Source organism: Streptomyces sp. NBC_00250, from assembly GCF_036192275.1.
Classification (GTDB): Bacteria; Actinomycetota; Actinomycetes; order Streptomycetales; family Streptomycetaceae; genus Streptomyces.
Map to the genome: position 1 here is coordinate 1,081,885 of NZ_CP108088.1, position 24,801 is coordinate 1,106,685.

The 24,801-nt window shown below is 73.0% G+C and carries 25 protein-coding genes and 1 pseudogene; 3 read left to right on the top strand and 23 right to left on the bottom strand.

What is annotated here, in order from left to right; translation table 11 throughout:
- Positions 1-36 precede the first annotated feature (36 nt).
- From OG259_RS04725 to OG259_RS04820, 20 genes and pseudogenes are all read right to left on the bottom strand, one after another.
- On the bottom strand, positions 37-777 hold the full coding sequence (locus OG259_RS04725; protein ID WP_328941021.1) for a GPR1/FUN34/YaaH family transporter: 741 nt from the start codon (positions 775-777) through the stop codon (positions 37-39).
- A gap of 14 nt (positions 778-791) precedes the next feature.
- Complete coding sequence (locus OG259_RS04730) at positions 792-2,678, bottom strand: amidohydrolase (RefSeq protein WP_328941022.1); 1,887 nt, start codon at positions 2,676-2,678, stop codon at positions 792-794.
- A complete protein-coding gene (locus OG259_RS04735; protein WP_328941023.1) occupies positions 2,675-3,628 on the bottom strand; it encodes an alpha/beta hydrolase in 954 nt (317 codons plus the stop codon). The genes OG259_RS04730 and OG259_RS04735 overlap by 4 nt, the downstream gene beginning before the upstream one ends.
- Positions 3,629-3,670: 42 nt before the next feature.
- Positions 3,671-4,501, bottom strand: coding sequence for an alpha/beta fold hydrolase (locus tag OG259_RS04740; protein WP_141299877.1), 831 nt, complete (start codon positions 4,499-4,501; stop codon positions 3,671-3,673).
- Positions 4,502-4,633: 132 nt separating this feature from the next.
- The gene (locus OG259_RS04745) at positions 4,634-6,058 is read right to left on the bottom strand and encodes a dihydrolipoyl dehydrogenase family protein (RefSeq protein WP_328941024.1); all 1,425 of its coding nucleotides are present in this window, start codon (positions 6,056-6,058) and stop codon (positions 4,634-4,636) included.
- Positions 6,058-6,636: a Dps family protein gene (locus OG259_RS04750; RefSeq protein WP_328941025.1), complete on the bottom strand. Its 579-nt coding sequence runs from the start codon at positions 6,634-6,636 to the stop codon at positions 6,058-6,060. Before OG259_RS04750 ends, OG259_RS04745 begins: the two co-directional genes overlap by 1 nt.
- 93 nt (positions 6,637-6,729) lie before the next feature.
- Positions 6,730-7,236 (bottom strand): DoxX family membrane protein, encoded by a 507-nt coding sequence (locus tag OG259_RS04755; RefSeq protein ID WP_328941026.1) that lies wholly within the window; start codon positions 7,234-7,236, stop codon positions 6,730-6,732.
- 5 nt (positions 7,237-7,241) lie between these two features.
- Positions 7,242-7,904, bottom strand: a complete 663-nt coding sequence (locus OG259_RS04760) for a hydrolase (protein WP_328941027.1) — start codon at positions 7,902-7,904, stop codon at positions 7,242-7,244.
- Positions 7,905-8,340: 436 nt separating this feature from the next.
- Positions 8,341-8,859 (bottom strand): annotated as a pseudogene (locus tag OG259_RS04765) (hypothetical protein); the annotation flags it as partial.
- A 122-nt stretch (positions 8,860-8,981) separates the two neighbouring features.
- Positions 8,982-9,176, bottom strand: coding sequence for a hypothetical protein (locus OG259_RS04770; protein WP_328941028.1), 195 nt, complete (start codon positions 9,174-9,176; stop codon positions 8,982-8,984).
- A 118-nt stretch (positions 9,177-9,294) separates the two neighbouring features.
- Entirely contained in the window at positions 9,295-9,921 is a 627-nt protein-coding gene (locus OG259_RS04775; RefSeq protein WP_328941029.1) for a hypothetical protein, read from the bottom strand.
- Positions 9,918-10,589: an ABC transporter ATP-binding protein gene (locus OG259_RS04780; RefSeq protein WP_328941030.1), complete on the bottom strand. Its 672-nt coding sequence runs from the start codon at positions 10,587-10,589 to the stop codon at positions 9,918-9,920. Before OG259_RS04780 ends, OG259_RS04775 begins: the two co-directional genes overlap by 4 nt.
- The gene (locus tag OG259_RS04785) at positions 10,582-11,580 is read right to left on the bottom strand and encodes an ABC transporter ATP-binding protein (protein WP_328946995.1); all 999 of its coding nucleotides are present in this window, start codon (positions 11,578-11,580) and stop codon (positions 10,582-10,584) included. The genes OG259_RS04780 and OG259_RS04785 overlap by 8 nt, the downstream gene beginning before the upstream one ends.
- 11 nt (positions 11,581-11,591) lie before the next feature.
- Entirely contained in the window at positions 11,592-12,428 is an 837-nt protein-coding gene (locus tag OG259_RS04790; protein WP_328941031.1) for an ABC transporter permease, read from the bottom strand.
- Positions 12,421-13,413, bottom strand: coding sequence for an ABC transporter permease (locus OG259_RS04795; RefSeq protein ID WP_328941032.1), 993 nt, complete (start codon positions 13,411-13,413; stop codon positions 12,421-12,423). The genes OG259_RS04790 and OG259_RS04795 overlap by 8 nt, the downstream gene beginning before the upstream one ends.
- Positions 13,410-15,026: an ABC transporter substrate-binding protein gene (locus tag OG259_RS04800; RefSeq protein WP_328941033.1), complete on the bottom strand. Its 1,617-nt coding sequence runs from the start codon at positions 15,024-15,026 to the stop codon at positions 13,410-13,412. The genes OG259_RS04795 and OG259_RS04800 overlap by 4 nt, the downstream gene beginning before the upstream one ends.
- 110 nt (positions 15,027-15,136) lie before the next feature.
- On the bottom strand, positions 15,137-16,243 hold the full coding sequence (locus tag OG259_RS04805; RefSeq protein WP_328941034.1) for an acyl-CoA dehydrogenase family protein: 1,107 nt from the start codon (positions 16,241-16,243) through the stop codon (positions 15,137-15,139).
- On the bottom strand, positions 16,240-17,421 hold the full coding sequence (locus OG259_RS04810; protein WP_328941035.1) for an acyl-CoA dehydrogenase family protein: 1,182 nt from the start codon (positions 17,419-17,421) through the stop codon (positions 16,240-16,242). Before OG259_RS04810 ends, OG259_RS04805 begins: the two co-directional genes overlap by 4 nt.
- The gene (locus OG259_RS04815) at positions 17,418-18,386 is read right to left on the bottom strand and encodes an NADPH:quinone oxidoreductase family protein (protein WP_328941036.1); all 969 of its coding nucleotides are present in this window, start codon (positions 18,384-18,386) and stop codon (positions 17,418-17,420) included. The genes OG259_RS04810 and OG259_RS04815 overlap by 4 nt, the downstream gene beginning before the upstream one ends.
- A 68-nt stretch (positions 18,387-18,454) precedes the next feature.
- Positions 18,455-19,045 carry a helix-turn-helix domain-containing protein gene (locus tag OG259_RS04820; RefSeq protein ID WP_266899811.1) on the bottom strand — a complete coding sequence of 197 codons (591 nt, stop codon included), beginning with the start codon at positions 19,043-19,045 and terminating at the stop codon, positions 18,455-18,457.
- 67 nt (positions 19,046-19,112) lie between these two features.
- Between OG259_RS04820 and OG259_RS04825 the strand changes: the two genes are divergently transcribed.
- From OG259_RS04825 to OG259_RS04835, 3 genes are all read left to right on the top strand, one after another.
- Complete coding sequence (locus tag OG259_RS04825; protein ID WP_328941037.1) at positions 19,113-20,069, top strand: NAD(P)/FAD-dependent oxidoreductase; 957 nt, start codon at positions 19,113-19,115, stop codon at positions 20,067-20,069.
- Positions 20,070-20,194: 125 nt separating this feature from the next.
- Complete coding sequence (locus OG259_RS04830; RefSeq protein ID WP_328941038.1) at positions 20,195-20,974, top strand: VOC family protein; 780 nt, start codon at positions 20,195-20,197, stop codon at positions 20,972-20,974.
- Positions 20,975-21,044: 70 nt separating this feature from the next.
- The gene (locus OG259_RS04835) at positions 21,045-21,545 is read left to right on the top strand and encodes a GNAT family N-acetyltransferase (protein WP_328941039.1); all 501 of its coding nucleotides are present in this window, start codon (positions 21,045-21,047) and stop codon (positions 21,543-21,545) included.
- A gap of 57 nt (positions 21,546-21,602) precedes the next feature.
- Here OG259_RS04835 and OG259_RS04840 read toward each other — a convergent pair whose 3' ends face one another.
- The 3 genes from OG259_RS04840 to OG259_RS04850 form a co-directional block, all read right to left on the bottom strand.
- On the bottom strand, positions 21,603-22,355 hold the full coding sequence (locus OG259_RS04840; RefSeq protein WP_328941040.1) for a PIG-L deacetylase family protein: 753 nt from the start codon (positions 22,353-22,355) through the stop codon (positions 21,603-21,605).
- The gene (locus OG259_RS04845; RefSeq protein ID WP_328941041.1) at positions 22,352-23,284 is read right to left on the bottom strand and encodes an SIS domain-containing protein; all 933 of its coding nucleotides are present in this window, start codon (positions 23,282-23,284) and stop codon (positions 22,352-22,354) included. Before OG259_RS04845 ends, OG259_RS04840 begins: the two co-directional genes overlap by 4 nt.
- A 136-nt stretch (positions 23,285-23,420) precedes the next feature.
- The gene (locus tag OG259_RS04850) at positions 23,421-24,728 is read right to left on the bottom strand and encodes an alpha/beta fold hydrolase (RefSeq protein WP_328941042.1); all 1,308 of its coding nucleotides are present in this window, start codon (positions 24,726-24,728) and stop codon (positions 23,421-23,423) included.
- Positions 24,729-24,801: the final 73 nt, after the last annotated feature.

The following is a 24,801-nucleotide window of genomic DNA, read 5'->3' on the forward strand; positions in this document are numbered from 1 at the left end:
TGTGCGGTCGTGGTGTGACGGGGGCGGTGGCTGCGTTCAGAGGGTGCGGCGCACGCCCGCCTGACGTTCCAGGTTGCGGAGCTGGACGGAGAGGTCGCCTTCGACGGCGAGGTGGGCGGGGCCGCTGCGGCCGATGGGCAGGACCTGCTCGCTGCGCATGTCCTCGAGCATCAGGGCGAACGCCGTGTACATCGCGACGACCGCCACCAGCAGGCCGAGCACCCCGGACGTGCGCGTCAGCCATTCGGCGCCGGTGACGCCCGCGAGGCCGGTGGCCGCCCAGCGGGGCAAAGAGACCGCGAGGACGAGCCACAGCGCCCGCTTGGGCCCGGTCACGGCGGTCATCAGCGCGCCGAAGCAGAGCAGTGCCAGGTTGAAGACGCCGAGGACCTTCAGGCCGTCGGCCGCGCCGCTGAGCATGATCAGCGAGTAGGGCAGCCAGCTGCCGGCGAACACCGCCATCAGGGTCGCCGCGATCACGTCACGGGCACCGAAGGCCAGGAAACTGACCAGGAGTTGGAGGACGAAAGCCGGCAGCACGGTGAGGGCGACGGCGGTACGCGCCTCCTCGCCGAGGATCCCGAGCTGGAGGCAGCCCGTCATCACGGACGCGATGGCGATCGTGAAGAAGCCGAGCGGCATGGGTGAGGCTATCGGGCGCAGGTTGATCCGGGTCATCGACCGGAGGTCCGGCTCGAAACGGCGTCCCGGGGGGACGTCCGGCGGGGTGGCCCGGGCGTCGTCGCCGCTGTCGGCGGTGGGTGAGGCGGTACTCATCGTGTGGATCTCTCTCAGTGCTCGAAGCAGGGGTCGACGAACGACGGCTGTGTGTCGGGGACGGAGCCGCGCGCGACGCGCCACCGGCGGTGCTGCTCGGACTCGGCGACGGCCTCGGCCACGAGCGAGGCCTGACGGGCGCCGCTCTGGTAGCCGCCGAAGTGGGCGACGGGGCTCCACTCGGGGCTCACCGGCGGGACGGCCTCGTCGAGACCCTCGTACTCCGCGGTCGCGTAGACGATGCGGCCGCCGACGACGGTGAGGACGGACTCGATGTCGGGGATGACGTCCTCGGGCACGGTGAGGTAGTCGTCGGACAGGATCGCGAGGTCGCCGTACGACCCTTCTCGCAGGGTTCCCTTGACGTCCTGCTCGCCGGTGAGCTGCGCTCCGCCCCGGGTGTAGAGGCCGAGGGCGGTCTCCCGGTCGAGCAGGTTCCCCGCCGGACAGAGCGCGGTGCCGCCGACGGTGCGCCCGGTGACCAGCCAGTGCAGCGCGACCCACGGGTTGTACGAGGAGACGCGGGTGGCGTCGGTTCCGGCGGCGACAGTCAGGCCGCGGTCGAGCATGGCCCGGACCGGCGGGGTGTGGGCGGCGGCCTCGGCGCCGTAACGGTCGAGGAACGCGGCGCCCTGGAAGGACATGCGGTTCTGCACGGACACGGCGCCGCCGAGGGCCGCGATCCGATCCAGGCTGTCGGCCGAGACGGTCTCCGCGTGGTCGAAGAGCCAGCGGTTGCCGCCGGGGAAGAGTCCCTCCGCGGCCAGCTTCTCGAAGACGGCCAGGTCGCGGCGGATGGTCTCGTCGTAGGTCGCGTGGAGCCGGAAGCCCCAGCCGTTCTCGAGCAGGAGCCGTACGGCGCTCTCGAACTCGGTCTCGTAGCCCGCGGCGAGCTCGGGCCGGGGCTCGGAGAAGTTCTCGAAGTCGGCGGCGGCCCAGGTCAGATTCTCTCCCGCGCCGTTGAGGCGGAGCCACTCGTCCCCGTCCCCGGGCTTGACCATCTCGGTCCAGCGCTTCAGGTCGGCGAGTTCCTGCCCGGCCGTCTGCGGGAAGAGGTGGTAGGCGATCCGGAGGGTCAGCTCCCCCGACCTGGCGAGGTCGGTAACCGTCGCGTAGTTGTCGGGGAAGTTCTGGAAGCCGCCGGCGGCGTCGACCGCGGACGTCAGTCCGAAGCGGTTCAGCTCGCGCAGGAAGTGGCGCGTCGACGTCCGCTTGTCGGCCTCGTCGAGAGCAGGTGCCTTGGCCAGCGTCGAGTACAGGACGAGAGCGCTCGGCGCCGCGAGGAGGACGCCGTTGGGTTCGCTGTCCCGGCCCCGGACGATCTGCCCGCCCCGGGGGTCGGGGGTCTCCCGGGTGAACCCGGCCGCCTTGACCGCGGCCCGGTTCATCAGCGCCGACTGGTACAGGTGCAGGACGAAGACCGGGGTGTCGGGGGCGGCGGCGTTCAGCTCCGCGACGGTCGGCATCCTGCGCTCGGCGAACTGCTCGGCGGTCCAGCCGCCCACCACCCGGATCCACTGCCCCTTCGGGGTGCGGCCGGCCTGCTCGCGCAGCATCGCGAGGGCGTGTCGAAGGCTTCGTACGCCGTCCCAGCGCAGCTCCAGGACGTAGTTCAGGCCGCCCCGGATGACATGCAGGTGCGAGTCGTTGAGGCCGGGGATCACCCGGCGGCCGAGGGCGTCGACGACCTTCGTGCCCGGCCCGACGAGGTGGGCGAGGTCGTGGTCGTCGCCGAGGGCCGCGACCCTGCCGTCGCGGATCGCGACGGCACGGGCCTCGGGTCGGTCGGAGTCACCGGTGAAGACCTTGGCGTTGCGGACGAGGAGGTCGGCGTGCTCGTGCTCCCGACGCGGGGCGGGGACGAGGCCCACCACCGGCATGCTCGTCGACGGCCCGGTCATGCGAGGGCCTTGCGCAGGATGTCGGTGGCGATTCCGATGGCGAGCTCCGCGCCCCGCGTCTCGCGCAGCGCGTTCAGCATGACGAAGTCGTGGATGGCGCCCTGGACGCGCAGGGCGGTGACAGGGACGCCCGCGGCACGCAGCTTCGCCGCGTACGCCTCGCCCTCGTCGCGCAGGACATCGGCCTCGGCGGTGATGACCAGGGCGGGCGGCAGGCCGGTCAGCTGCTCGGTGGTGGCACGCAGGGGGGATGCGGTGATCTGCGCACGCTCGACCTCCTCGGTCGTGTACTGGTCCCAGAACCACTTCATCGCGTCGCGGCGCAGGAAGTAGCCCTCGGCGAAGGCGTGGTACGAGTCGGTGTCGAAGCTCGCGTCGGTCACCGGGTAGAAGAGGACCTGCTGGACGAGCGTGACGTCGCCGCGCTGCTTGGCCATGAGGGTGAGGGCGGCGGTCATGTTGCCACCGACCGAGTCGCCCGCGACGGCGATCCGGGTGCCGTCGAGGTCCTTGTGGTGTCCCTCGCGGGCGACCCACTGGGCGACGCTGTAGTTCTGCTCGATAGCGACGGGGTAGCGCGCCTCAGGCGACAGGTCGTACTCGGGGAAGACCACGGCCGCCCCGGTGCCGACGGCGAGTTCGCGGACGAGCCGGTCGTGGGTGTGGGCGTTGCCGAAGACCCAGCCGGCGCCGTGGATGTAGAGGATGACGGGAAGCGGGCCGGTGGCGCCGCGTGGGCGGACGATCCGGGCGCGGACGTCGCCGGTCGGGCCTCCGTGGACGGTGGTCCACTCCTCGTCGACGTCCGGCAGGGGGACGCCCTCACCGTTCTGGACGTCGTCCACGGCCTTACGGCCTTCGGCGACGGGGATCTGGTAGAGGTACGGCGGCTGGGCGGTGGCATCGGCGAAGGACTGGGCTGCGGGTTCGAGGACTGGACGGTTCTTCATGAGGGGCTCTCCTTCAGGGGATGTACGGGGCGGGTCGGAGCGTCAGCGGGTCGCCCGCACGGCGGCGAGGATGACGTGGGTGACCACGGCCGGGCGGGAGACCGCCACTGCATGGGACGCGTCCACTTCGGTGATGTGCGAACCGGCACGCCGGGCCATCCACCGTTCGGCGGCGGCCGGGATGTTCTTGTCGGCGGTGGCGATCAGCGCCCAGGACGGGATCGTCTTCCAGGCCGCCTCCCCGGCCTTCTCCTCCAGCGCGGCGGTGGCGACCGGGCGCTGGGTCGCGGCCATGACCGCCGCTTCGGCGGCGGGTACGTCGGCGGCGAACTGCCCGTGGAACTTGGCTCGTTCGATGACGAGTTCGGTGCCGGTGCCACCTCCGGGCAGCGGGTACGACCGCGGGTTCACGGTGTCGCCGAGGGTGGAGCCCGGGAACTTGGCGGCGAGCTCGGCCGCGCTCTCCCCCTTGTCCGGGGTGAACGCGGCGATGTAGACAAGGGCCTTCACACGGCTGTTGCCCACTGCGGCGCCACTGATGACGGCGCCTCCGTAGGAGTGGCCGACCAGGACGACGGGCCCGTCTACGGCGGCCAGCACGCTGCGCAGGTAGGCGGTGTCCGCGGCGAGACCGCGCAGCGGGTTGGCGGGCGCCAGGACGGGGTAGCCGGCGTGCTGCAGCCGCCGGATCGTGCCGCTCCAGCTGGAGGCGTCCGCGAACGCTCCGTGGACCAGGACGATCGTCGGCTTGGGGTCGTGCCGGTCGGTGTCGGCCGCGGCCGGGCGGCTCGCGGGTGCGGCGGGTACGGCGCCGATCAGGGCGGCCAGCGTCGCGGGCATGGCGAGGGCGAGGGTGCGCCTCGTGAGCTGCATGGGTGGGTGTTTCCTTGTCGGGTGGGGAAGCGTGGGGGTGTGCTCGGTCGAGCGGGAGGGGTGCGCCGCTCGGGCGGAGGGAGTGCGCCGGCCGGGCGGACGGGACCGGGCTCGGGAGAAGGGGGCCAGGCCTCAGAGGCCGTACGCCTCCAGGAGCCGGAGCCAGACCTCGCTCACCGTCGGGAAGGCGGGCACGGCGTGCCACAGGCGCTCCAGGGGGACCTCACCCACGATGGCCACGGTGGCCGTGTGGATGAGCTCGGTCGCCATCGGACCGGTGAGCGTGCAGCCGACGACGACCCCTCGGGTCTCGTCGACGACGAGCTTCGCGAGGCCGCGGTAGTCGTCCGCGTGGAGCGCGGCACCGGCGACGTCGTCGATGCGGTACTCGACCACGCGTACCGCGAGACCCGCTTCGCGTGCGGCGCGTTCCGTGAGACCGACGCTCGCGACCTCGGGAGAGGTGAAGACGGCCTGCGGGACGGCAATGTGGTCGACCTCCGCGCTCCACGGCTGTCGGCCGCCGGTGACGGCCGGGCGCCCTGCCGCCCGCTCGGCGATCGCCGCCGCGCAGGCGCGGGCCTGGTACTTGGCCATGTGGGTCAGCGGCGCACGGTGGTTCACGTCGCCGACGGCATAGAGCCAGTCGCCCTCGACTGCCGTGACGCGGCAGGTGTCGTCGACCGGGAGCCAGTCGCGTGCTGCCAGTCCGACGGAGTCCAGGCCGAGGTCCGCGGTCCGCGGGCGCCTGCCGACGGCGGCCAGGACCTCGTCGCAGACGAGGACGGTGCCGTCGTCGGTGTCCACGGTCACCGCGCGGGTGTCCTCGTCACGGGCGACCCGGACGGCCGACACCCCGAAGCGGATCGTGACGCCCAGATCGCTCAGCCCCCGGGTGACCTCTTCGCCGGCGCACGGCTCCCAGCCGGTCAGCAGGGCCTGGTCGCGGACCAGCAGAGTGACGGAGGAGCCGAGCGTGCGCCACGCGGTGGCCATCTCGCAGGCCACCACTCCCCCGCCGATGACGACGAGCCGCTCGGGCACCGCGGCGGCCGTGGTGGCCTGCCGGTTGGTCCACACACCGATCCGGTCGAGCCCTTCGACCGGCGGAAGGGCGGGTTCCGTGCCGGTGCAGACCACGACCGCGCGCCGGGCCCGCAGGGTACGGACCGCGCCGTCGGCCTCGGTCACCTCTACCCGGCGCTCACCGGCGAGCCGTCCGTGCCCCCGTACGAGCGAGATGCCCGCACCGTCAAGCCAGTCGGCCTGGCCGGTGTCGTCACCGCGTCCGGTGAATCGGTCACGCCGGGCCAGGACGCGCGCCGGGTCGAGTGCCGCCGTGACCGCCTGCCGGGCCCCGTCGACCGACCGGGCCGCCGCTCGGGCGGCGCCGGGTCGCAGCAGGGCCTTGCTCGGCACGCAAGCGCGATAGGAGCACTCGCCGCCGACCGCCTCGGCCTCGACGACGACGGCGGTCAGCCCCGAGCGGACGGTCCGGTCGGCGACGACCTCGCCGGCCGGACCGCCGCCGACCACGACGACGTCGTACGTGTCCATCAGCCGCGCACCAGAGGGGTGTCCACGAGGTGCTCGGCCAGGAACCACACCTGCGCCTCGCCGGTGCGGATGACATCGGAGACGAGCAGGTCTGCGCTGCCCTCGTCGCCCTCCCCGGAGAGCCGGGCGGCGGCGTCCCGGGCGTCGATCAGGATCCGCTCGTGCGCGTCGAGGAGCCGCGACAGCATGACGGGCACCGGCTCGACGCCGTCCGGCGGCCGGGGTATCGCGGTCAGTTCCGCGACGTGGCGCGGGTCTCCGACGGCGACGCCACCAAGGCTCTGGACCCGCTCGGCCAGCGCGTCCACGATGGCCAGTTGGGCCTCCGCGTGCTTGTCGAGCATCAGGTGGAGCGAGTAGAAGGTCGCCCCGCGCATGAGCCAGTGGTGCTTCTTGTAGAGGGAGTACAGGATCTGCGTGTCGGCGAGGATGCGGTTCAGCCGCTGGCAGGCGTACATGCGAGTGTCGTGGCCGAGGCCGATCGGCAGCTGCTTGAGCGTGCCGAACGCCTGGGTCTCGACGCCCTTCTGATGCAGCAGCGGCTGACCGCCGCCGTGCGGGGTTGTGAGGGTGTCCATCGAGTGTTCCTGTTCGGGAGAGAAGGCGGGAAGGGCCCGGCCGCCCGGTCGGGGGGTACGCGGGCGGCCGGACCCGGTCTGTGCGGCTTGCGCTCAGCGGTCAGCGATCGCCGGGGCGAGGGGCCGGTGCAGGACGAGCCGGGTGAGGAGCCCGCTGCCGAGACCGGCCACGAGCGCGAGAGCCGCCCACCACAGCGGGTACGGCGCGAGGCCGAGGTTCGCGTCCAGGGACCAGGCGCCGGGTCCGGTGGCGGCGAGGGCGGCGGCGGTACCGATGAGGACGAGCGGGTACTCGTACCCGTCGTTCTGCACCCAGAGCCCGTGGCGCCACTTCACGGTGAGGGCGACCGTCATGACCCCGATGACCCCGGTCGCGGCGAGCGGGGTCAGGAGGCCGGCCGCTAGCAGCAGACCCGACCCGATCTGACCGCCGCCGGCCGCCAGGGCGGTGAGGGCGCCGCCGCGGAAGCCGTCGGCACGGAACTCCTCCGTACCGCCCTCAAGTCCCTTGCCGCCCAGGTGCGGGCTGATCTTCTGCACACCGTGGCCGGCGACGAGCAGGCCCACCAGCAGACGCAGGATCAGAATGCCGGTGTCCACAGGGGTCAGCCGGCCGCGTGCGCGCCGATGACGCTCTGCGCGTACACGACGCCCAGGCCGTAGGCACCCGCGTGGGCCTTGACGATCTCCATGACCGCGGGATAGGTCTCCTGACGCGCCCAGTCGCGCTGCAGTTCGAGGAGGACCTGGACCCAGGTCACCGGCACCGCGCCGGCGGCGACCATCCGCTGCAGCGCGTGCTCGTGGGCGGCCGGGCTGACTCCACCGGAGGCGTCGGAGACCACGTACACCTCGTATCCCTGCTCCAGGGCGGAGAGCGCGGGCAGCACCAGGCAGACCTCGGTCCACAGGCCGGACAGGATGATCTTCTTGCGGCCGGTCGCCTTGACCGCCGCCACGAGCGCCTCGTCCTCCCAGGCGTTCATCGTCGTACGGTCGATGACTTCGTTCTTGGGGAACACCTCGGCGAGCTGGGGCAGCAGGGGCCCGGAGAACGACTCGGCGGCGACCGTGGTCAGGACGGCCGGCACATCGAACGCCTGAGCCGCCTTGGCGAGACCAACGGTGCTGTTGATGATCGCGGAGCGGTCGCCACTGCCGGTGCCGAAGAACATCTGCGGCTGGTGGTCCACGAAGAGCATGACCGCGTTGTCGGGCGTGAGCAGATCCTTGCTCGGGGCGGCCTGCACCTTGTTGATGTCGAACATGAGGGGTCCTCTCGAAGCAATCGGTACGTGCCCGCCGCGTCCGCGGCTCGGCACTTCTTCAAGCTACGAGCGCCCCGACCGGCCGCGTTGACCTCCGGCGCCCAGGGATTGGCACGACAGCGCACAACCGGTGAAGGACCAGAGCCGCGCAGTGTCACGGGCGCGAACGCACAAGGTCGCGACGCCGGCACACTCGCCCCGAGACCCCTCCGAAAAGGCGCGTATCCACACCCCAACCCAACGAAGGGCCGCCTCACCAGCGGAAACGCTGCCAGGAACGGGCTGGGGAGAATCTGGGGAGAATGAATGTCCGGTGGGGAGCGGCTGGGGAGAATCGACCGCGCAAAACGACGTCACCATGAAAGCCCCGGAAACAAGCAAAGTCGCAGGTCAGCACGGCTCGTACAGCCATCTGCGCAGGTCAGCAGGTTGAGGGCGAGGACTTCTTGAAGATCTTCTCGAAGTCCAGCCGGGTGATGGCCTCGACGGTCGAGGACCGCTGCGGCAGCTTGTACTCGGCGAGGGTGTCCAGGGTGCGCGGGTCGAGCAGCTTCAGCAGGAAGCCGTTGAAGGTGCCGCACACGGTGACGAGCCGGCCGCCGGAGTCGAAGGTGACGGTGGCGCACTCCCCGCCGACGGGAGCGATCTTCTCGCTGTCGACGCGCGGTGCGCGACCGAGCGGCCCGGGGTAGGGGTGGGTGCCGCTGCCCGCACCGTCGGCGTGCATGCCGCTGCGCCCGTTGGGGGCCAGGTACGGATGCTGGGCGGTGCCCTCGCCGGGCACGGGCTGTGCGGTGGCGGGGGCGCCCTCGTAGTGCTCCACGAGGCGGTGTCCGAGGCCGAGGGGGATCTCCTCGGCCTGGGCGACGGGGGCGGCGCCCACCAGGACGGTGACGGCGAGCGCTATGAGCGCGAGCGCGCGGCCTCGCCTTCGGGGCGGGTGATGCGTGGTCAAGGCGGCTCCTCGGGGTCCGTGCGTCAGTCGCGCCGGCGGCCGACGCTAGGCCCGAGTGCGTGAGATGTACATGGAACTGCCCCTCGTTTCATGGGCAGTTCACAGCGCAGTAACGATCATGCTCACGGTCTGAGGCTGGAGACCACGTTGGCGGTCGCGGCGACGCCGTTGTGGATGGTGGGCGCCATGCTCGTGCCGGCGAGGAAGAAGCCGAGCAGGGCGCAGACGAGGGCGTGGGTGATCTTGAGCCCGCCGCTCCGCAGGAAGATCACGGCCAGGACCAGCAGCAGCACCACGACAGAAATGGAAACGGCCATCGCTCTCACGTCCTCCTTGCGCCGCACCGGAATTGCGGCGTTCGGCGGACAGTGTGGCGGAATGTGCGGTCCGTCCGGGCGAATGGCGGGGCGGCCATACGGGTGAGATTCGCTCGCTTCAGATCCCGAGGGCCTCGGCGATGCCCGGCCGGCGCACCGCGTCGAGCTCCGGATCGGCGAGCAGTGCCGCGATCAGAGCGGCGTCACCGAAGATCTCCGTCGCGCTGAGATCCCAGTCGGTGAGCACGAGCCAACGGCCGTCGGCGGCCCACCAGGTGGCGGGAAAGCGCACGTCGGGCATGGCGTCGTGGTGGGCGAGCGCGTCGCCGAGCCGGCCGCGCCGGGCGACGAGCGGTTCGCCGGGCAGCGTGGCGACGGGCGCCTGGGCGGCTCCGCAGGCGGTGTCCGGCCCCTTGGGGCTGTTCCGGATCAGGTGCTCCACGAGCCGGGCCAGTGACACCCGGTCCAGCTCCGCCGGGTCGGGCCCTTCGAGCTCTTCGGCCCCCGCCACGCCTTCGAAGACCAGGTACGAGAGGGTGCCCGGCCAGTCGGCGAGCCGTCGGCCCTCCCGGGACAGCACCTCGTCCCAGCGGAGTCGTACAGGACCGTCGTGGATGGCGTGGAGGAGCCAGCAGCGGTCCTCGTACCCGCCCCGGGGCTCGTACCCGCAGTCGGCGGCGGTGAGCGCGGCGCGCAGCCCGTCGAGAGGGTCGTCCTCGGCGGCGCGGGTCCACGGTGCGGTCACGGGCGCTCCTCGGCGGGCAGGCAGTCCTTCCACTCCACCGTACGGTCGCACCAGCGGTGCAGCAGCACGCGGTCGTGGCCCACGGCGAGGAGGCCCGCGCCGGTCTCCTCGCGGTAGGTCTCGACGGCGGCGACCAGGGCCGCCGTGGTGGAGGCGTCGAGCATCGCGGTCATCTCGTCGCAGATCAGCCAGCGGGGGCGCAGGGCCAGGGCGCGGCCCAGGCAGGCGCGTTGGAGCTGGCCGTCGCTGACCTCGTGCGGGCGGCGGCCGAGCAGGTCGGGGGTGAGGCCGACGGCCGGGGCGAGTTCGGCGAGGCGGCCTTGCGTCTCGGCGCGGCGGCCGGTGGCACGGAGGGGTTCGACGAGGAGGTCGGCGAGGGTGAGCCGGGGGTCGGCGGCCATCCGCGGCTGCTGGAACACGACGCCGACGGCGGTGCGGAGTTCGCGCGGGGCGCGGTGGCGCCAGGCCCGGACCTCGGTGCCGTCGAGGACGAGGCGGCCCGCGTCGGGGCGGTGGAGGAGGGCGGCGACCCGGGCGAGGGTGGACTTGCCGCAGCCGCTGGGGCCGAGGAGTCCGACGGACTCGCCGGGGGCGACGGTGAGCGAGGCGCCCCGGAAGACGGGGCTGCGGCGGTCGTATCCGGCGGTGACGGCGTCGAGTTCAAGCACGGGGGTGCTCCGGATGGTGGCAGGCGAGTCCGGCGGTGAACGCGGGGCGGACGGCGCAGAGTTCGGTGGCGCGGGGGCAGCGCGGGGCGAAGGCGCAGCCCTCCGGCAGGGCGGAGAGTTCCGGCGGCATGCCGGGGATCGGGGTGAACGCCCGGTCGGGCAGGGCGTCGAGGAGACCTCGGGCGTAGGGGTGGCGGGGTCCCGTGGGCCCGAAGAAGCGCTGGGCGGGGGCGATCTCGACGATGCGGCCCGCGTACATGACGGCGACGCGGTCGGCGATGCGAGCGGCGGCGGCCAGGTCGTGGGTGATGAGGAGCAGGGCGCGGCCGTCGTCGGCGTGGCGGCGCAGTTCGTCGACGGTGCGGTCGACGAGGTCGCGGTCGAGGCCGGTGGTCGGCTCGTCGGCGAGCAGCAGGCGTGCGTCGCCGATGAGGGCGAGGGCGGTCGCGGCGCGCTGGGCGAGTCCGCCGGACAGCTCGTGCGGGTACCGGTCGAGGTGGCCGGCCGGGAAGGCGGCGCGCGCTGCGGCGTCCTCTGCGGCCTTGCGGCGGGCGCGGCGGCCGGTTCCGGTGAGCGCGCGGACGGTCTCCTCCAGCTGGGACCGCACGGTGCGGACAGGGGTGAGGTGGGCGGCGGGGCTCTGCGGTACGAGGCCGACGCGGCGGCCCCGTACGGAGCGGGCGAGGGTCTTCTCGTCGGCGGCGAGCAGGTCGGTCGCCTCGCCGCCGTCGGGGCCCGCGAGCAGGGCCGTACCCGAGGTCTCGGCGTTGGCGGGGAGCAGGCCGAGGAGGGCGGAGGCGAGGACGGACTTGCCGCAGCCGCTCTCGCCGACGAGGGCGAGGCACTCCCCCGCGCCGAGGTCGAAGTCGGCGTCGCTGACGGCGTCGACGGTCCGCCCGCCGCGCAACCGGAAGCGGACGGTGAGGCCGCGGACGCTGAGGACGGCGTCCTCGGCCCGCTCGGCGGAGACCGCCTCAAGGGCGCGGAGCACGTTCTCGGCGGTCACAGCATGAGCTCCGATCGGCGGCGCGGGTTGAGCCGGTCGCGCCAGACACCGGCCAGGCCGGCGATGGCGAGGGTCGGCACGATGAGGAGGAGGCCGGGGAAGAGGGTGGGCCAGCCGTGTCCGGCGAGGAGCGAGGAGCGCGCGTTCTGCACGAGGTTGCCGAGGCTCGCCTGGTGGCTGGGCAGGCCGAGACCGAGGAAGGAGAGCGCGGACTCGTGCCACATGGCGTGCGGGATCATCAGGACGGCGGCGAGGCCCGCCTGCGGCAGGACGGCGGGGAGCAGGTGGCGGACGGCGACGCGCCACCGGGTGGCGCCGCCGGAGACGGCGGCGTCGACGAAGGGCCGGGTGCGCAGGGAGAGGACTTCGGAGCGCACGATGCGGGCGGTGGAGAGCCAGTGGGTGACGGCGACGGAGGCGATCACGGGCCAGACACCGGGCCGGAAGAGGGCGACGACGAAGATGCCGAGCAGCAGGTGCGGCACGGAGGAGAAGGCGTCGACGAGCCGCATGAGGGTGCGGTCGGTCCAGCCGCCGAGGGCTCCGGCGGCCGCTCCGACCGCGGTACCGACGACGGTGGCGACGAGCGCGGCGACGAGTCCGACGAGGAGCGAGATCCGCAGGCCGTAGACGCACCGCAGGAGGAGGTCGCGGCCGAGGTCATCGGTGCCGAAGGGGTGGTCCCAGGACGGCGGGAGGAGCTTGGCGGAGAGGTCGACGGCCTGTTCGTCGAGCTGGACGAGCGGGGGCACGAGGAGTACGGCGAGGAGGACGACGCCGACGACGAGGGCGGAGCTCCAGAGCCGCAGGCGGTGGGTGCGCGGGTCAGCCATCGAAGCCCACCCTCGGGTCGGCGAGTCCGTAGAGGAGGTCGGAGAGCAGGTTGCCGAGGAGGACGGCGGCGGTGGCGAGGACCGTCAGGGCGGCGAGCAGCGGGAAGTCCACGGAGGTCGCGGCCTGGACGGTGGCGGCGGCGATGCCGGGCCAGCTGAAGACGGTCTCCACGAGCAGGGCGCCGGTGATCAGCTCGGGCACGCGGGAGCCGATGAGGGTGAGCATGGGCAGCATTCCGGAACGGAGGGCGTGGCCGGTGAGGACGGTGCGTTCGCGCAGGCCGCGGGCGCGGGCGCCGCGTACGGGGTCCTCGTCGAGGGCGTCGCCGACGCCCTGGCGGACGTACAGGAAGAACCAGGGCAGCTGGGAGACGCCGAGGACGAGCGCGGGCAGCACGAGGTGGCGGGCCACCTGGTCGGCGGTGACGGTGTCGCTGGCGGTGTCGGTGAGTCCGCCGGCGGGCAGGGCGCCGAGCTGCAGGGCGAAGAACCAGATGGCGAGGAGGCCGAGCCAGAAGGCGGGGGCGGCTTCCAGGGTGTACGCGACGGAGCTGACGGCCCGGTCGATCAGGCCGCCGCGGCGGCGCCCGGCGAGCACGCCGAGGAGGGTGCCGAGGGCGATCGCGATCAGGAAGGCGGTGACGGCGAGGAGGACGGACCAGCCGAGGCGTTCGCCGATGACCTCGGCCACGGGCCGGCGCATGACGGCGGAGTCGCCGAGGTCTCCGGTGAGGGCGGAGGTGAGCCACTCCCACCAGCGGGTGAGGAGGGGCCGGTCGACGCCGAGGTTGGCGCGGAGCTGGTCGAGGTTCTCCTGCGAGGCGGTGAGTCCGGCGGTGCCGGCGTAGGCCTTGACGGGGTCGAACGGGGAGGCTTCGGCGACGGCGAACACCGCGAAGGTGACGGCGAGGAGGACGGGGACGGCGGCCAGGGCGCGCCGTCCCGTCATCCGCGCCATGGCCCCCCAGGGGAGGCGGCGCTTCACTTCTTCGCCGCTCCGGCCTTCTTGGGCGTCCAGGCCTCGACGTTCCACCAGGGGCCGGAGGCGAGGCCGTGGTCGTGCGGCTCGGTCTGGGTGCTCGGCCCGTCCCAGGCGTCGTCGACGACGTAGAGGTGGTCGATGTGGGTGAGGAAGGTGTAGCCGGGGTTCTTCACCAGCTCGCGCTGGACGGTGTCGTACGCGGCGCGGCGCTTGGTCGGGTCGTTCGTGCGGCGGCCGTCGTCCAGGGCGCGGTCGACGGTCTTGTTGTCGTACCAGGCCATGTTGTTGAAGCCGTCGCCGGCGAGGCCCGACTTCAGGAGCAGGTACTGGTCGAAGTCGGGGTCGCCGGGCGCGCCGCCGCCCGCGAGGACGGCGTCGGTCTTCATCCGGGGCTCGATGACCTCCCAGGTGCCGGCCTGGGCGGTGATGTCGATGCCGGTCTTCTTGGCGTCGGAGACGTACGCGAGGGCGTGGTCCTGGCGGAGCTTGTCGCCGGAGAGGTACCAGAGCGGGAAGGCGGCGCGGACGCCGTTCCTGACGCGGACGCCGTCGGGGCCGGGCTTCCAGCCGGCCTCGTCGAGGATCTTCTGCGCGCCGGCGAGGTCGTGGCGGCGCTCGGTGCCCTTCGCGAACCAGGGGCTGTCGGTGGGGACGGGCCCGTAGGCGGGCTTTCCGGCCCCTTCGAGGATCTTGTCGACCATGGCCTGCCGGTCGACGGCGAGGTCGAGGGCGCGGCGGACGGCGGTGTCGCCGGCGACCTCGTTGTGGGTGGGGAGGGTGACCGTGCGGTAGTCGTACGTCTTCGCCGTCCAGGTCTTCTTCGCCTTGTCGTCCTTGAATCCGGCGGCGAGGTTCGGCGGCAGGACGGCGCCGTCGAGGTCGCCGGCGCGGAGTCGGGTGGCGCGGACGTCGTCGTCCTTGATGATCGCCATGGTGAACTTCTTCACCGCGGGCGCACCGTTCCAGTAGGCCGGGTTGGCCTTGAAGGTGAGCTTCTCGCCCTTGGACCAGCCGGTGAGGACGTACGGCCCGGTGCCTATCGGCTCGGTGGTGAAGGCACCGGTGTTGACGTCCTGCTTCGCCGCGACGTGCTCGGGGGCGATGGCGTGGACGGTGCGCTCGGCGAAGGGCGCGTAGGGGTACTTGAGGTGGAAGACGACGGTGTCGTCGCCGACCGCCTCGACGCTCTTGAGGGCGTCGAGTTCGGTGCGGGAGGCGTTGTTCGTCTTCGGGTCGAGGATCGTCCGGTAGGTGAAGACGACGTCCTTCGCCGTGAAGGGGACACCGTCGCTGAAGGTGACCCCGCCGCGGAGGGTGTAGGTGTAGGTGAGCCCGTCGTCGCCGATGCGGGGCAGCGCGGTGGCGAGCGCCGGCTTGAGCTTCATGTCGGCGTCGAAGGCGAGCAGCCCGTCGAAGATCTTGGAGTTGCCGTCCTTGCCGTAGCCGAGGAGGGGGCTGAGCGTCTCGGGCTCGTAGGCGATGCCGACGACCGCGGAGTCCTTGGGTCCGCCGGAGCCGCCGGCCGTGGAGCCGGGGTTCGAGCAGGCCGCCGCGGTGAGGGCCACGGCCCCCGCGAGCGTCGCGGCGGCCGTGCCGCGGAGGAATCGGGCGGTCATCGTGTCCACACCCCTTTTTGGAGATCAACTGTTATTGCGAACAGCTTGCAATTAAACAGTATGTAAAGGGGTGCAGACACAGGGGCCCCTTACACGGGACGCCGGACCGGCTACGCGGGAGGCTCCAGACCGACCAGGCAGGCGATCGCGTCCTGGTGCCGGCCCGCCGAACCCAGGGCGATCTGGTCGGACTTGGCCCGCTTGAGCGCCAGGTGCGCGGGGTGCTCCCAGGTCATCCCGATGCCGCCGTGCAGCTGGACGCACTCCTCGGCGGCCCGGACGGCGACCTTGGAGCAGTACGCCTGCGCGACGGCCACGGTCAGCGGAGCGTCCGCGCTGCCGGTGGCGAGGGCGTCGGCCGCGGCGCGGGCCGCCGCCCTGGCCCCGACGAGGTCCAGCCAGAGCTGGGCCATGCGGTGCTTGAGGGCCTGGAAGGAGCCGACCGGCCGGTTGAACTGATGGCGCTCGCGGGTGTACCGGACGGTCTCCTCCAGGCACCACTCGGCAAGACCGAGCTGCTCGGAGGCGAGGAGTCCGGCCCCCGCAAGGAGTCCGCGCCGGACCGCCGTACGGGCCGCGTCGGGGCCCGCGAGCCGGGTGCCGCTCCCGCCCTCGGTGGTCACCCGGGCGAGCGGGCGGGTGAGGTCGAGCGGGGTCTGCGGCTCGACGGTCGCCTCCTCGGCCGGTACGGCGTACAGACCGTCGGCACGGGGGACGAGGAACACGTCGGCCGCGGCGGCGTCGGGGACACCGGCGACCGATTCGGCGAGCGGGAACTCCGCCCCGGGCGCGGTCGACAGCGGCACGGCGAGGACCGCGACCCTGCGGCCGCTCGCGAGTTCGGCGAGCAGCCCCGCCGCCGCCTCCCCCTCCCCCGCCAGAGCCAGCAGGGTCTCGGTGGCCACCACCGCACTCGTGAGGTACGGCAGCGGGGTCACCGCGCGGCCCAGCTCCTCCAGGACGACGGCGGCCTCGCGGTGGCTCGCGCCCTGGCCGCCGAGCTTCTCGGGGACGAGGAGTCCGGCGGCGCCGATGTCTCCGGCGAGGGACTTCCACAGGCCGGGGACGTACGGGCTGTCCGTCTCGATCCGGCCGAGGAGGGTCTGGGGGCCGGCCCGGTCGGCGAGCAGGGCGCGGACCGCGGCCCGCAGGTCGTCCTCGGTCTCGGAGTAGAGGAGGTCGAGCGGCTGTTCCGTCGGTTCTGACGATTCCGTCATCGGGCGAGGTCCTTCCAGGCGACGTCCTTGTCGTTACGGGGCTCCGGAGGCAGGCCCAGGACCCGCTCGGCGACGATGTTGAGCAGCACCTCGCTGGTGCCGCCCTCGATCGAGTTGCCCTTGGACCGCAGATAGCGGTAGCCGGCGTCGCGGCCGGTGAAGTCGACGAGTTCGGGGCGGCGCATCTCCCACTCGCCGTACAACAGGCCCTCGTCGCCGAGGAGTTCGACCTCAAGGCCGCTGATGACCTGGTTGAGGCGGGCGAAGGCGAGTTTCATGGCGCTGCCCTCGGGGCCGGGGCGGCCCGCGACGAGCTGCTGGCGGAGCCGTTCACCGGCGAGCCTGGCGACCTCGGCGTCGACCCAGTGGTCGAGGAGCCGCCGGTGCAGGTCGTGGGTGCGCAGCTCGGGGCGCTCGCGCCAGGTCGTGGCGACCTTCCCGATCATGCCGCCCTCGCGGGGGATACGGGCTCCGCCGATGGAGACGCGCTCGTTCATGAGGGTGGTCTGGGCGACCCGCCAGCCGTCGCCGACCTCGCCGAGGCGGTGGGCGTCGGGGATGCGGACGCCGGTGAGGAAGACCTCGTTGAACTCGGCCTCGCCGGTGATCTGGCGCAGCGGCCGGACCTCCACGCCGGGGTCGGTCATGTCGCAGACGAAGTAGGTGATGCCCCGGTGCTTGGGCGCGTCCGGGTCGGTGCGGGCGATGAGGATGGCCCAGCGGGCCGTGTGCGCGCTGGAGGTCCACACCTTCTGCCCGTCCACCACCCAGTCCTCGCCGTCGCGGACGGCCCTGGTGGCGAGCGCGGCGAGGTCGGATCCGGCCCCGGGCTCGCTGAAGAGCTGGCACCAGACCTCCTCGCCGACCCACAGCGGGCGGAGGAAGCGCCGCTTGACCTCGTCGGTGCCGTGGGCGAGGACGGTGGGGGCCGCCATGCCCAGACCGATGCCGATCTTGCGCGGGTCGTTGTCGGGGGCGCCCGCGGCGGCGAGTTCGGCGTCGACGACGGCCTGGAGCGCGCGGGGCGCGTCGAGTCCGCCGAGGCCGACCGGGTAGTGCACCCAGGCGAGTCCGGCGTCGAAGCGGGCGCGCAGGAAGTCGGTGCGGTCGGTGGTGGCGGGCGGGTGCTCTTCGAGCAGCTTCCGGGTGAGTACGCGCAGTTCCTCGGCGTCGGTCATGCGTGGGCTCCTTCCGGGAGGACGACCAGGCGGCCGGTGGTGGCGCCGTCGGCGACCCGCTGGACGGCGTCGGCCGCGCCGGCGAAGGGGACGCGTTCGCCGATGAGGGGCTTGATGAGGCCCTTGGCCGCGTAGGCCGTGAGGGTCTCGTGGCAGCGGCCGATGGACGCCGGGTCCTTCGCCGCGTACAGGCCCCAGTGGAGGCCGAGGACCGAGTAGTTCTTCACCAGGGCGTGGTTGAGGGCGGGCGCCGGGACCGTGCCGCTCGCGAAGCCGACGACGACGATCCGCCCCTCGAACGCGACGCACTTCGCGGACTGCTGGTAGGCGTCGCCGCCCACCGGGTCGTAGATGACGTCGGCGCCCCGGCCGCCGGTCGCGGCCTTGACGGCGGCGACGACGTCTTCGGAGCGCCGGTCGATCACCACGTCGCAGCCGAGGGCGCGGGCGACGGCGGCCTTCTCGGGGCCGCCGACGACGCCGATGACGGTGGCGCCGGCCGCTTTGCCGAGCTGGACGGCGGCGCTGCCGACGCCGCCGGCCGCCGCGTGGACCAGGAGGGTCTCGCCCTCCTGGAGGGCGGCACGGCGGTGCAGGCCGAACCAGCCGGTCTGGTAGCCGATGTGGAGCGCGGCGGCCTCGGCGTCGTCGAGCGACTCGGGGGCCGGGAGCAGCCCGGCCGCGTCGGCAAGGACGTGGTCGGCGAAACCGCCGTGCGGAAGGGCGGCGGTGGTGATGACCCTGCGGCCGTCCTCGGTCTCGGCGCAGACCTCCACGCCGGGGGTGAAGGGCAGCGGGGGGCGGATCTGGTAGTGGCCGCGGCAGAGCAGCGCGTCGGGGAAGTTGACGTTGGCCGCGCGGACCTTGAGGAGGACCTGGCCGTCGCCGGGTGTGGGCGGTGTCACCTCCTCGCGGCGCATCACCGCGCGCGGTTCCCCGTTCTCGTACACACGCCATGCCTGCATCCGGAAGCCTCCTCCGTACCGAGCGGTCGGTCGCATACTAAGCGGTCGCTTGCCCTGAGGGGAACCACTCAGTCGGACTTCTTCGGGCGGGCCCGGACGTGCATCCGCTCCCCCTGCGGTCCGTACAGGCTCAGGAACTCCACCGGGCCTTCGGGCGTCGGCCCGAACCAGTGCGGGACCCGCGTGTCGAACTCGGCCGCCTCTCCGGCACCGAGGACGACATCGTGCTCGCCGAGGACCAGCCGGAGCTTGCCGGAGAGCACGTACAGCCACTCGTAGCCCTCATGGACGCGCGGCTCCGGCTCCTCCTCCTGCGGCTTCTCCTGGATGACCTTGTACGCCTGGAGGCCGCCGGGCTGCCGGGTCAGCGGGAACATCGTGCGGCCGTGCCGGACGATGGGCTTCGCCCGGATCCTGGGGTCGCCCGTCGCCGGGGCGCCGACCAGCTCGTCGAGCGCGACCTGATGGGCGCGGGCGAGCGGCAGGAGCAGTTCGAGGCTGGGCCTGCGCTGCCCGGACTCCAGCCGGGAGAGGGTGCTCACGGAGATGCCGGTGTCGGCGGAGAGCTCGGCCAGGGTCACCCCGCGGTCGCGGCGGACCCGGCGGAGCCGGGGGCCCACCTCGTTCAGCACGGCGTCGATGCGATCGTCTTCGGTCATACGCCCAGTGTTGCAGAAACGGCAACTTCGCTTGCCGGTCGCACCGGATCCGGGTGACCCTCGCCGCATGAACGCACATCTGGAGAACACGTACGAGGCAGTGGTGGTCGGCGGGGGCGCGGCGGGACTCAGCGCCGCCCTGATCCTGGGCCGGTCGCGGCGCCGGACCCTGGTCGTCGACGCCGGCGCACCGCGCAACGCCCCCACCGCTCACATGCAGGGCGTCCTGTCCCGGGACGGCATGAGCCCGGCCGACTACCTGGCGGCCGGGCGGGCCGAGATCGCCGGGTACGGGGTCGAGCTGCGGGCCGGCGAAGTGACGGGCGCGGCACCGGACGGGGACGGCGGATTCGTCCTGACGCTGGCGGACGGCGGCACGGTCGGCGCGCGGCAGCTCGTCGTCACCACCGGGCTCGTCGACGAGCTGCCCCTGATCGACGGGCTCGCCGAGCGGTGGGGACGGGACGTGCTGCACTGCCCGTACTGCCACGGCTGGGAGGTCCGCGACGAGGCCTTCGGGGTCATCGCGCACCCGACGATGCCCGCGCACCAGGCACTGATGGTCGCGCACTGGTCGAAGGACGTGACCTTGTTCCTGCACACCTCCGCCGAGCCGTCGGAGCACGAGGCGGCCCTCCTCGACGCGGCGGGCGTCCGTGTCGAGCGGGGTGAGGTGGTGGGCCTCGCGGTGGAGGACGACCGGCTGACCGGGGTGCGGCTCGCCGACGGCCGGACCGTGGCCCGCTCGGTGGTCTTCGCCGCGGCGTCGCGCCTCGCGGCCCGGGACGGGGTGCTGCGACAGCTCGGGGCGGAGCTGCGCGAGACCCCGTTCGGGGAGTTCGTGGTCGTCGACGAGGTGGGCCGGACGAGCGTGCCGGGCGTGTGGGCGGCCGGGAACGTGACGGGTCCACAGGAACAGGTGGTCAACGCGGTGAGCCGGGGATACCGGGCGGGTGCCGCGCTCAACGGCGAGCTGGTCTTCGGCGCCCTTGAGGAGAAGGTGGCCGGTCGGCCGGTCGGATGAACCCGGGTGGCTGGGGCTGCGCCGCGCCGACCGAGGGGCGAGGATCGGCCATGGTGACCGGAAACGGAACACCCCTCGCGGATCACCCTCGCGGATCACCCTCGCGGAAGGACGGGACACCTCCCATGCTCGGTACGCAGTTCACCAAGGGCTCTCCCTGCTGGATCGATCTCGGCAGCCCCGACACGCAGGCGGCCGCCGCCTTCTACGGCGCCGTCCTCGGCTGGGAGTTCCGCTCGGCGGGTCCCGATGCCGGCGGCTACGGCTTCTTCCAGCAGGAGGGTCGCACGGTCGCCGCGCTCGGGCCGCTCACCGAGGAGGGCGCGCGGAGCGCCTGGACCGTCTACTTCCAGACCCCGGACGCCGACGCGACCCAGAAGGCCGCCGAGTCCGCGGGCGGCACCGTGCGCGCCCCGGCCTTCGACGTCATGGACGCGGGCCGCATGGCCGCCCTCACCGACCCGGGCGGCGCCCAGTTCGCCCTCTGGCAGCCCGGCACCACCAAGGGCCTCGATCGGACCTCGTCGACGAACACCCTCGTCTGGGCGGAACTGCACGTCGCCGACCCGGAGACCGTACTCGGCTTCTACCGGACCCTGTTCGACTGGCGGTGGGCGGAGATGGAGGCCCCCGGGATGATGTACCGGGTCATCTCCACCGCCGACGGCGACCAGGAGGACGCCTCCTTCGGCGGCGCGGCCGAACTGCAGGACACCAGCGAAACCGCGCGCTGGGTCCCGTACTTCGATGTCGAGGACGCCGACGCGATCGCCCTCTCGACCCTGGGCAACGGCGGCACGGTCGTGATGCCCGCCGCCGACGTCCCCGACGTCGGCCGCATCGCGTGGCTCTCCGACCCCTTCGGAGCGACCTTCGCGGTCCTGAAGCCGGCCCCGATGGGCTGACCGGACAGCCCTCCTACCGCCGGTGAAAGTCGATTGCCGGGGCGGCGGGCGGTGGGTAGCGTCGCCGTTCGTGATTCCGACGCTGCGCACCGAGCGCCTTCTGCTGGAGCCCTACGTCCCCGCGGACGAGGAGGACTTCGTCGCCCTCTTCCAGGATCCGAGGGTGTCGGCCTGGATGGGAAACGGGCCGGTTGCCGAGGCGGACGACCGGGCGTTGTTCGGGCGGATCTTCACGAAGGTCTACGCCCGGGAGCTGTTCGACGTCTGGGCCGTTCGCAGGGACGGCCTGCTGGTCGGGCATGCCGAGATCAAGCCGACCGAGGACGTCGGGGGTCACGAGATCGTCTACGCGCTCGCCCCGGCGGCCTGGGGTTCGGGCCTCGGGACGGAGGTGGCCGAGGCCCTCGTGGCCTATGGCTTCGGCACGCTCGGGCTGTCCGAGGTGCACGCCACCGTGGCCGAACCCAACGTCGCTTCGCTGAAGTTGCTCGGCAGGATCGGATTCGAGCACGTCCGGGACATCACCGAGGAGGACGGCAGCACCACCCACGTGCTGACCCGTCGCCCCTGACGACCGCGCCCCGGCCGCGCTCCACCGGCGTGCGGGACGTTCGCGCGGTGCAGAAGGTCAGCGCGCGAAGAGTTCGAAGGTCACCGCCGGGCGGCCGCCGAAGCGGGCCGACGCGTGGCTCGTCGCCCCGGTGAGGAAGGAACGGACGTACTTCTCCGGGTCCTCGTCCGTCAGGGCCTCGATGTAGGCGCGGTGGCAGAGCAGCGAACGGATCGCGCGGTCCAGGCCCGGGGCCGCGTCGACCGCGTGGGTCGGGGTGCTGGAGGCCGCGACCGCCACCCACCGCACCCCGCTCCAGGGCTCCAGGCCCTGGTCGGCGAGTTCGGGGAAGATCCACCGGTTTCCGGCGTCCGCCGCCGCGTCCAGGGTGGCGCGGCCGACGGCCAGGTGGTCCGGCGTGTTCCAGGGGGCGCCGGGCCCCCCGCCCCAGGTGTCACGGTGGTTGAGGGTGACGACCAGCTCCGGGCGGTGTCGGCGGATCGCGGCCGCGATGTCGCGGCGCAGCCCGATCCCGTACTCGATCACGCCGTCGCGGTGGTCGAGGAACTCGACGGTGTCCACGCCGACGACGGCGGCGCTGTCCCGCTGCTCCTGCTCGCGCACCGGGCCGCAGACGTCCGGGGCGAGGGTGTCGATGCCGGCCTCACCACGGGTGGCGAGGACGTAGACCACCTCCTTCCCGGCGTCCGTCCAGCCGGCGACGGCCGCCGCGCAGCCGTACTCCAGGTCGTCGGGGTGGGCGACGACGGCGAGGGCGCGCTGCCAGTCGCCGGGCATCTCCGCGAGGTCCGTGACTTCGGTTCCGGTCATGACCGCAGGATACGGGCCGCGTCCGAGGCCGTCGGGCGGAACGCTCCGGAAAGGATCACCGAACGCGAGACGTTCCGGGGCCGGTCCGGGTTGAGGCCGCGCCGGCCCGCGAGGGCGACCGCGAGCCGCTGAGCGCGGACGAGCGCGGCGACCGGGTCGATCGCGTCGGCGGCGAACAGGGCGCCGGTGGACTCCACTTCGTCCTTGAGGCCCGAGGGGGCGGGGCCGAGGCACCAGACGAGGCTGGACCCGTCGCTGATGCTGATCGGGCCGTGGCGGTACTCCATCGCCGCGTACGACTCCGTCCAGGCGCGGGCCACCTCGCGCAGCTTGAGGGCCGCGTCGTCGGCGAGTCCGACGGTCCAGCCGGTGCCGAGGAAGGTGAACTGGCCGCGCCGCTCCCAGGCGGCGGGCAGCCGCTCGTAGAGGACGAGTTCGGCGTCGGCGATCGCGGGTCCGAGGTCCACCCCGAGCCCCGCGCGCAGGAGTTGGAGTGCCGTGGTCGCGAACCGGGTCTGGACGACGGAGCGTTCGTCGGCGAAGGAGAGGTCGACGACGCGGTCGGCGAGCTGCCCAGCGGGGCTGTCGGGTGCACCGGTGAGGACGAGGGTCGGGATGCGCCCCGCCGCTCCGCCGAGGAGGTGCACGACCTCCGTGGTGGTGCCGGAGCGGGTGAGGGCCACGATCCGGTCGTAACCACGGCCGAGCGGTGTGGAGTCGGAGGCGGGGAAGGCGTCGGTCTCGCCCGCGCCGAGGGACTCCCGCAGGGCCGCGTAGGCGCGGGCGATGAAGTACGAGGTGCCGCAGCCGACCACCGCCACGCGCTCGCCACGGGCCGGCAGCAGGCCGGCGTCGCGGTCGGCGATCTCCGCCGCGCGCCGCCAGCAGTCGGGCTGGCCGGCGATCTCCGCGCTGACGTGGGTGCTCATGTCCGGGTCCTCTCCTCGCAGGGTCCCCCCGCGGGGCCCGGACCGAGTTCTACCGGCACCGCCTGGAGCAATCCATGAGCATTGACGGCTCACTGCTTGGACTTTTGCACACCGCCCGCCGCCCGGCCGTACGCGATCAGACCTCGTCCCGGGCGAGCGCGAGCAGCCGGTCCAGGACGCGCGGTCCCCCGGCTCGTACCCCGTCGTGCTCGAACTCGTCCGTCACCCAGGTGCGCAGGCCGCGGATCGTGCGCGCGGTTTCGAGGGAGTGGTGCGTGTCCACGTACATGTCGTCGTGGTAGACGGCGGCGGCGACCGGGACCTTGTTGGCGGCGAGGCGCTCGGGGTCGTAGAGCGGGGCCCAGTCGGTGCGGGCGGCGAGCAGTTCCGCGGTCTCGCGGAGCGGGCGCAGGGCGGGGTCGGCGGTGAAGTGCCAGGGGTGGACGGTCTCGCCGGTGAAGAGGAGCGGCCGGCCTTCGGCGAGCGCGGTACGGGCGTCGAACTCGGGGTACTCGGCGCGGACCCGCTCGGCCGCCCAGTCGGTGGGGCCCTGACCCTGGGCGTAGATGGCCTCGTGCAGCACGGCGTACAGCGGGTGTCCGGCGTACGAGAGGTGGGCCTGGACCTGTTCCAGGAAGGCGTCGGAGAGGGCGGGTCCGCCGGGGGTGGGGACGAAGGCGCCTTCCAGGAGCAGATGGAGCTGGTGGGTGCCGTCGCCGGAGCCGAGGAGGATGCCGAGGGACTGGAAGGCCTCGGGGGTGAGGTGTCCGCCGCCGGGGAGGGTGACCTCGTGGCCGAGGAGGTGGGCGACGACGGCGCGGGCCCGTTCGGCGTCCTGCGGGTAGCGGGCGAAGTGGGCTTCGTTCTTGCGCCGGATACGGGGGTAGGCGGCGTGGTAGACCTCGTCGGCGGTGGCGTACAGGGAGGGCAGGCCGCCGGTGATCAGCACCCGCTCCAGGCCCTCGGGGGCGGTGGAGAGGTAGTGGGTGGCGCAGAAGCCGCCGAAGCTCTGGCCGAGGACGGTCCACGGGGAGCCGCCGGTGAGCCTGCGGCGGATGGCCTCGCAGTCCTTGACGATGGAGTCGGCGCGGAAGTGGGCGAGGTAGTCGGCCTGCTCGGCCGGGGTGCCGCGGAGCGGCAGGGTCTGGCGGTTGGCGGGGGTGGAGCGGCCGGTGCCCCGCTGGTCGAGGAGGAGGACGCGGAACTCCTTGACGGCTCGGCCGAGCCAGGCCTGCGGGCCGATGAAGCGGCGGGCGCCGAAGCCGGGTCCGCCCTCCAGGTAGACCAGCCAGGGGAGCCGCTCCCGGTCCGCTCCGGCGTGGGCGCTCGCGACGACCTCACGGCCGAAGACCTCGATCCGCTCGCCGTCGGGGCGGGAGTGGTCGAGGGGGACGGGGAAGCGGTGGTCGGTGAGGGCGAGTCCCGGCTGCCGGTAGGTGGTCACGCTGTCGTTGCTCCTGTTCGGTACGCCCCCGCCAGGACAGTGGATCACATGGCGGGGGCGTACCGGAGACAGG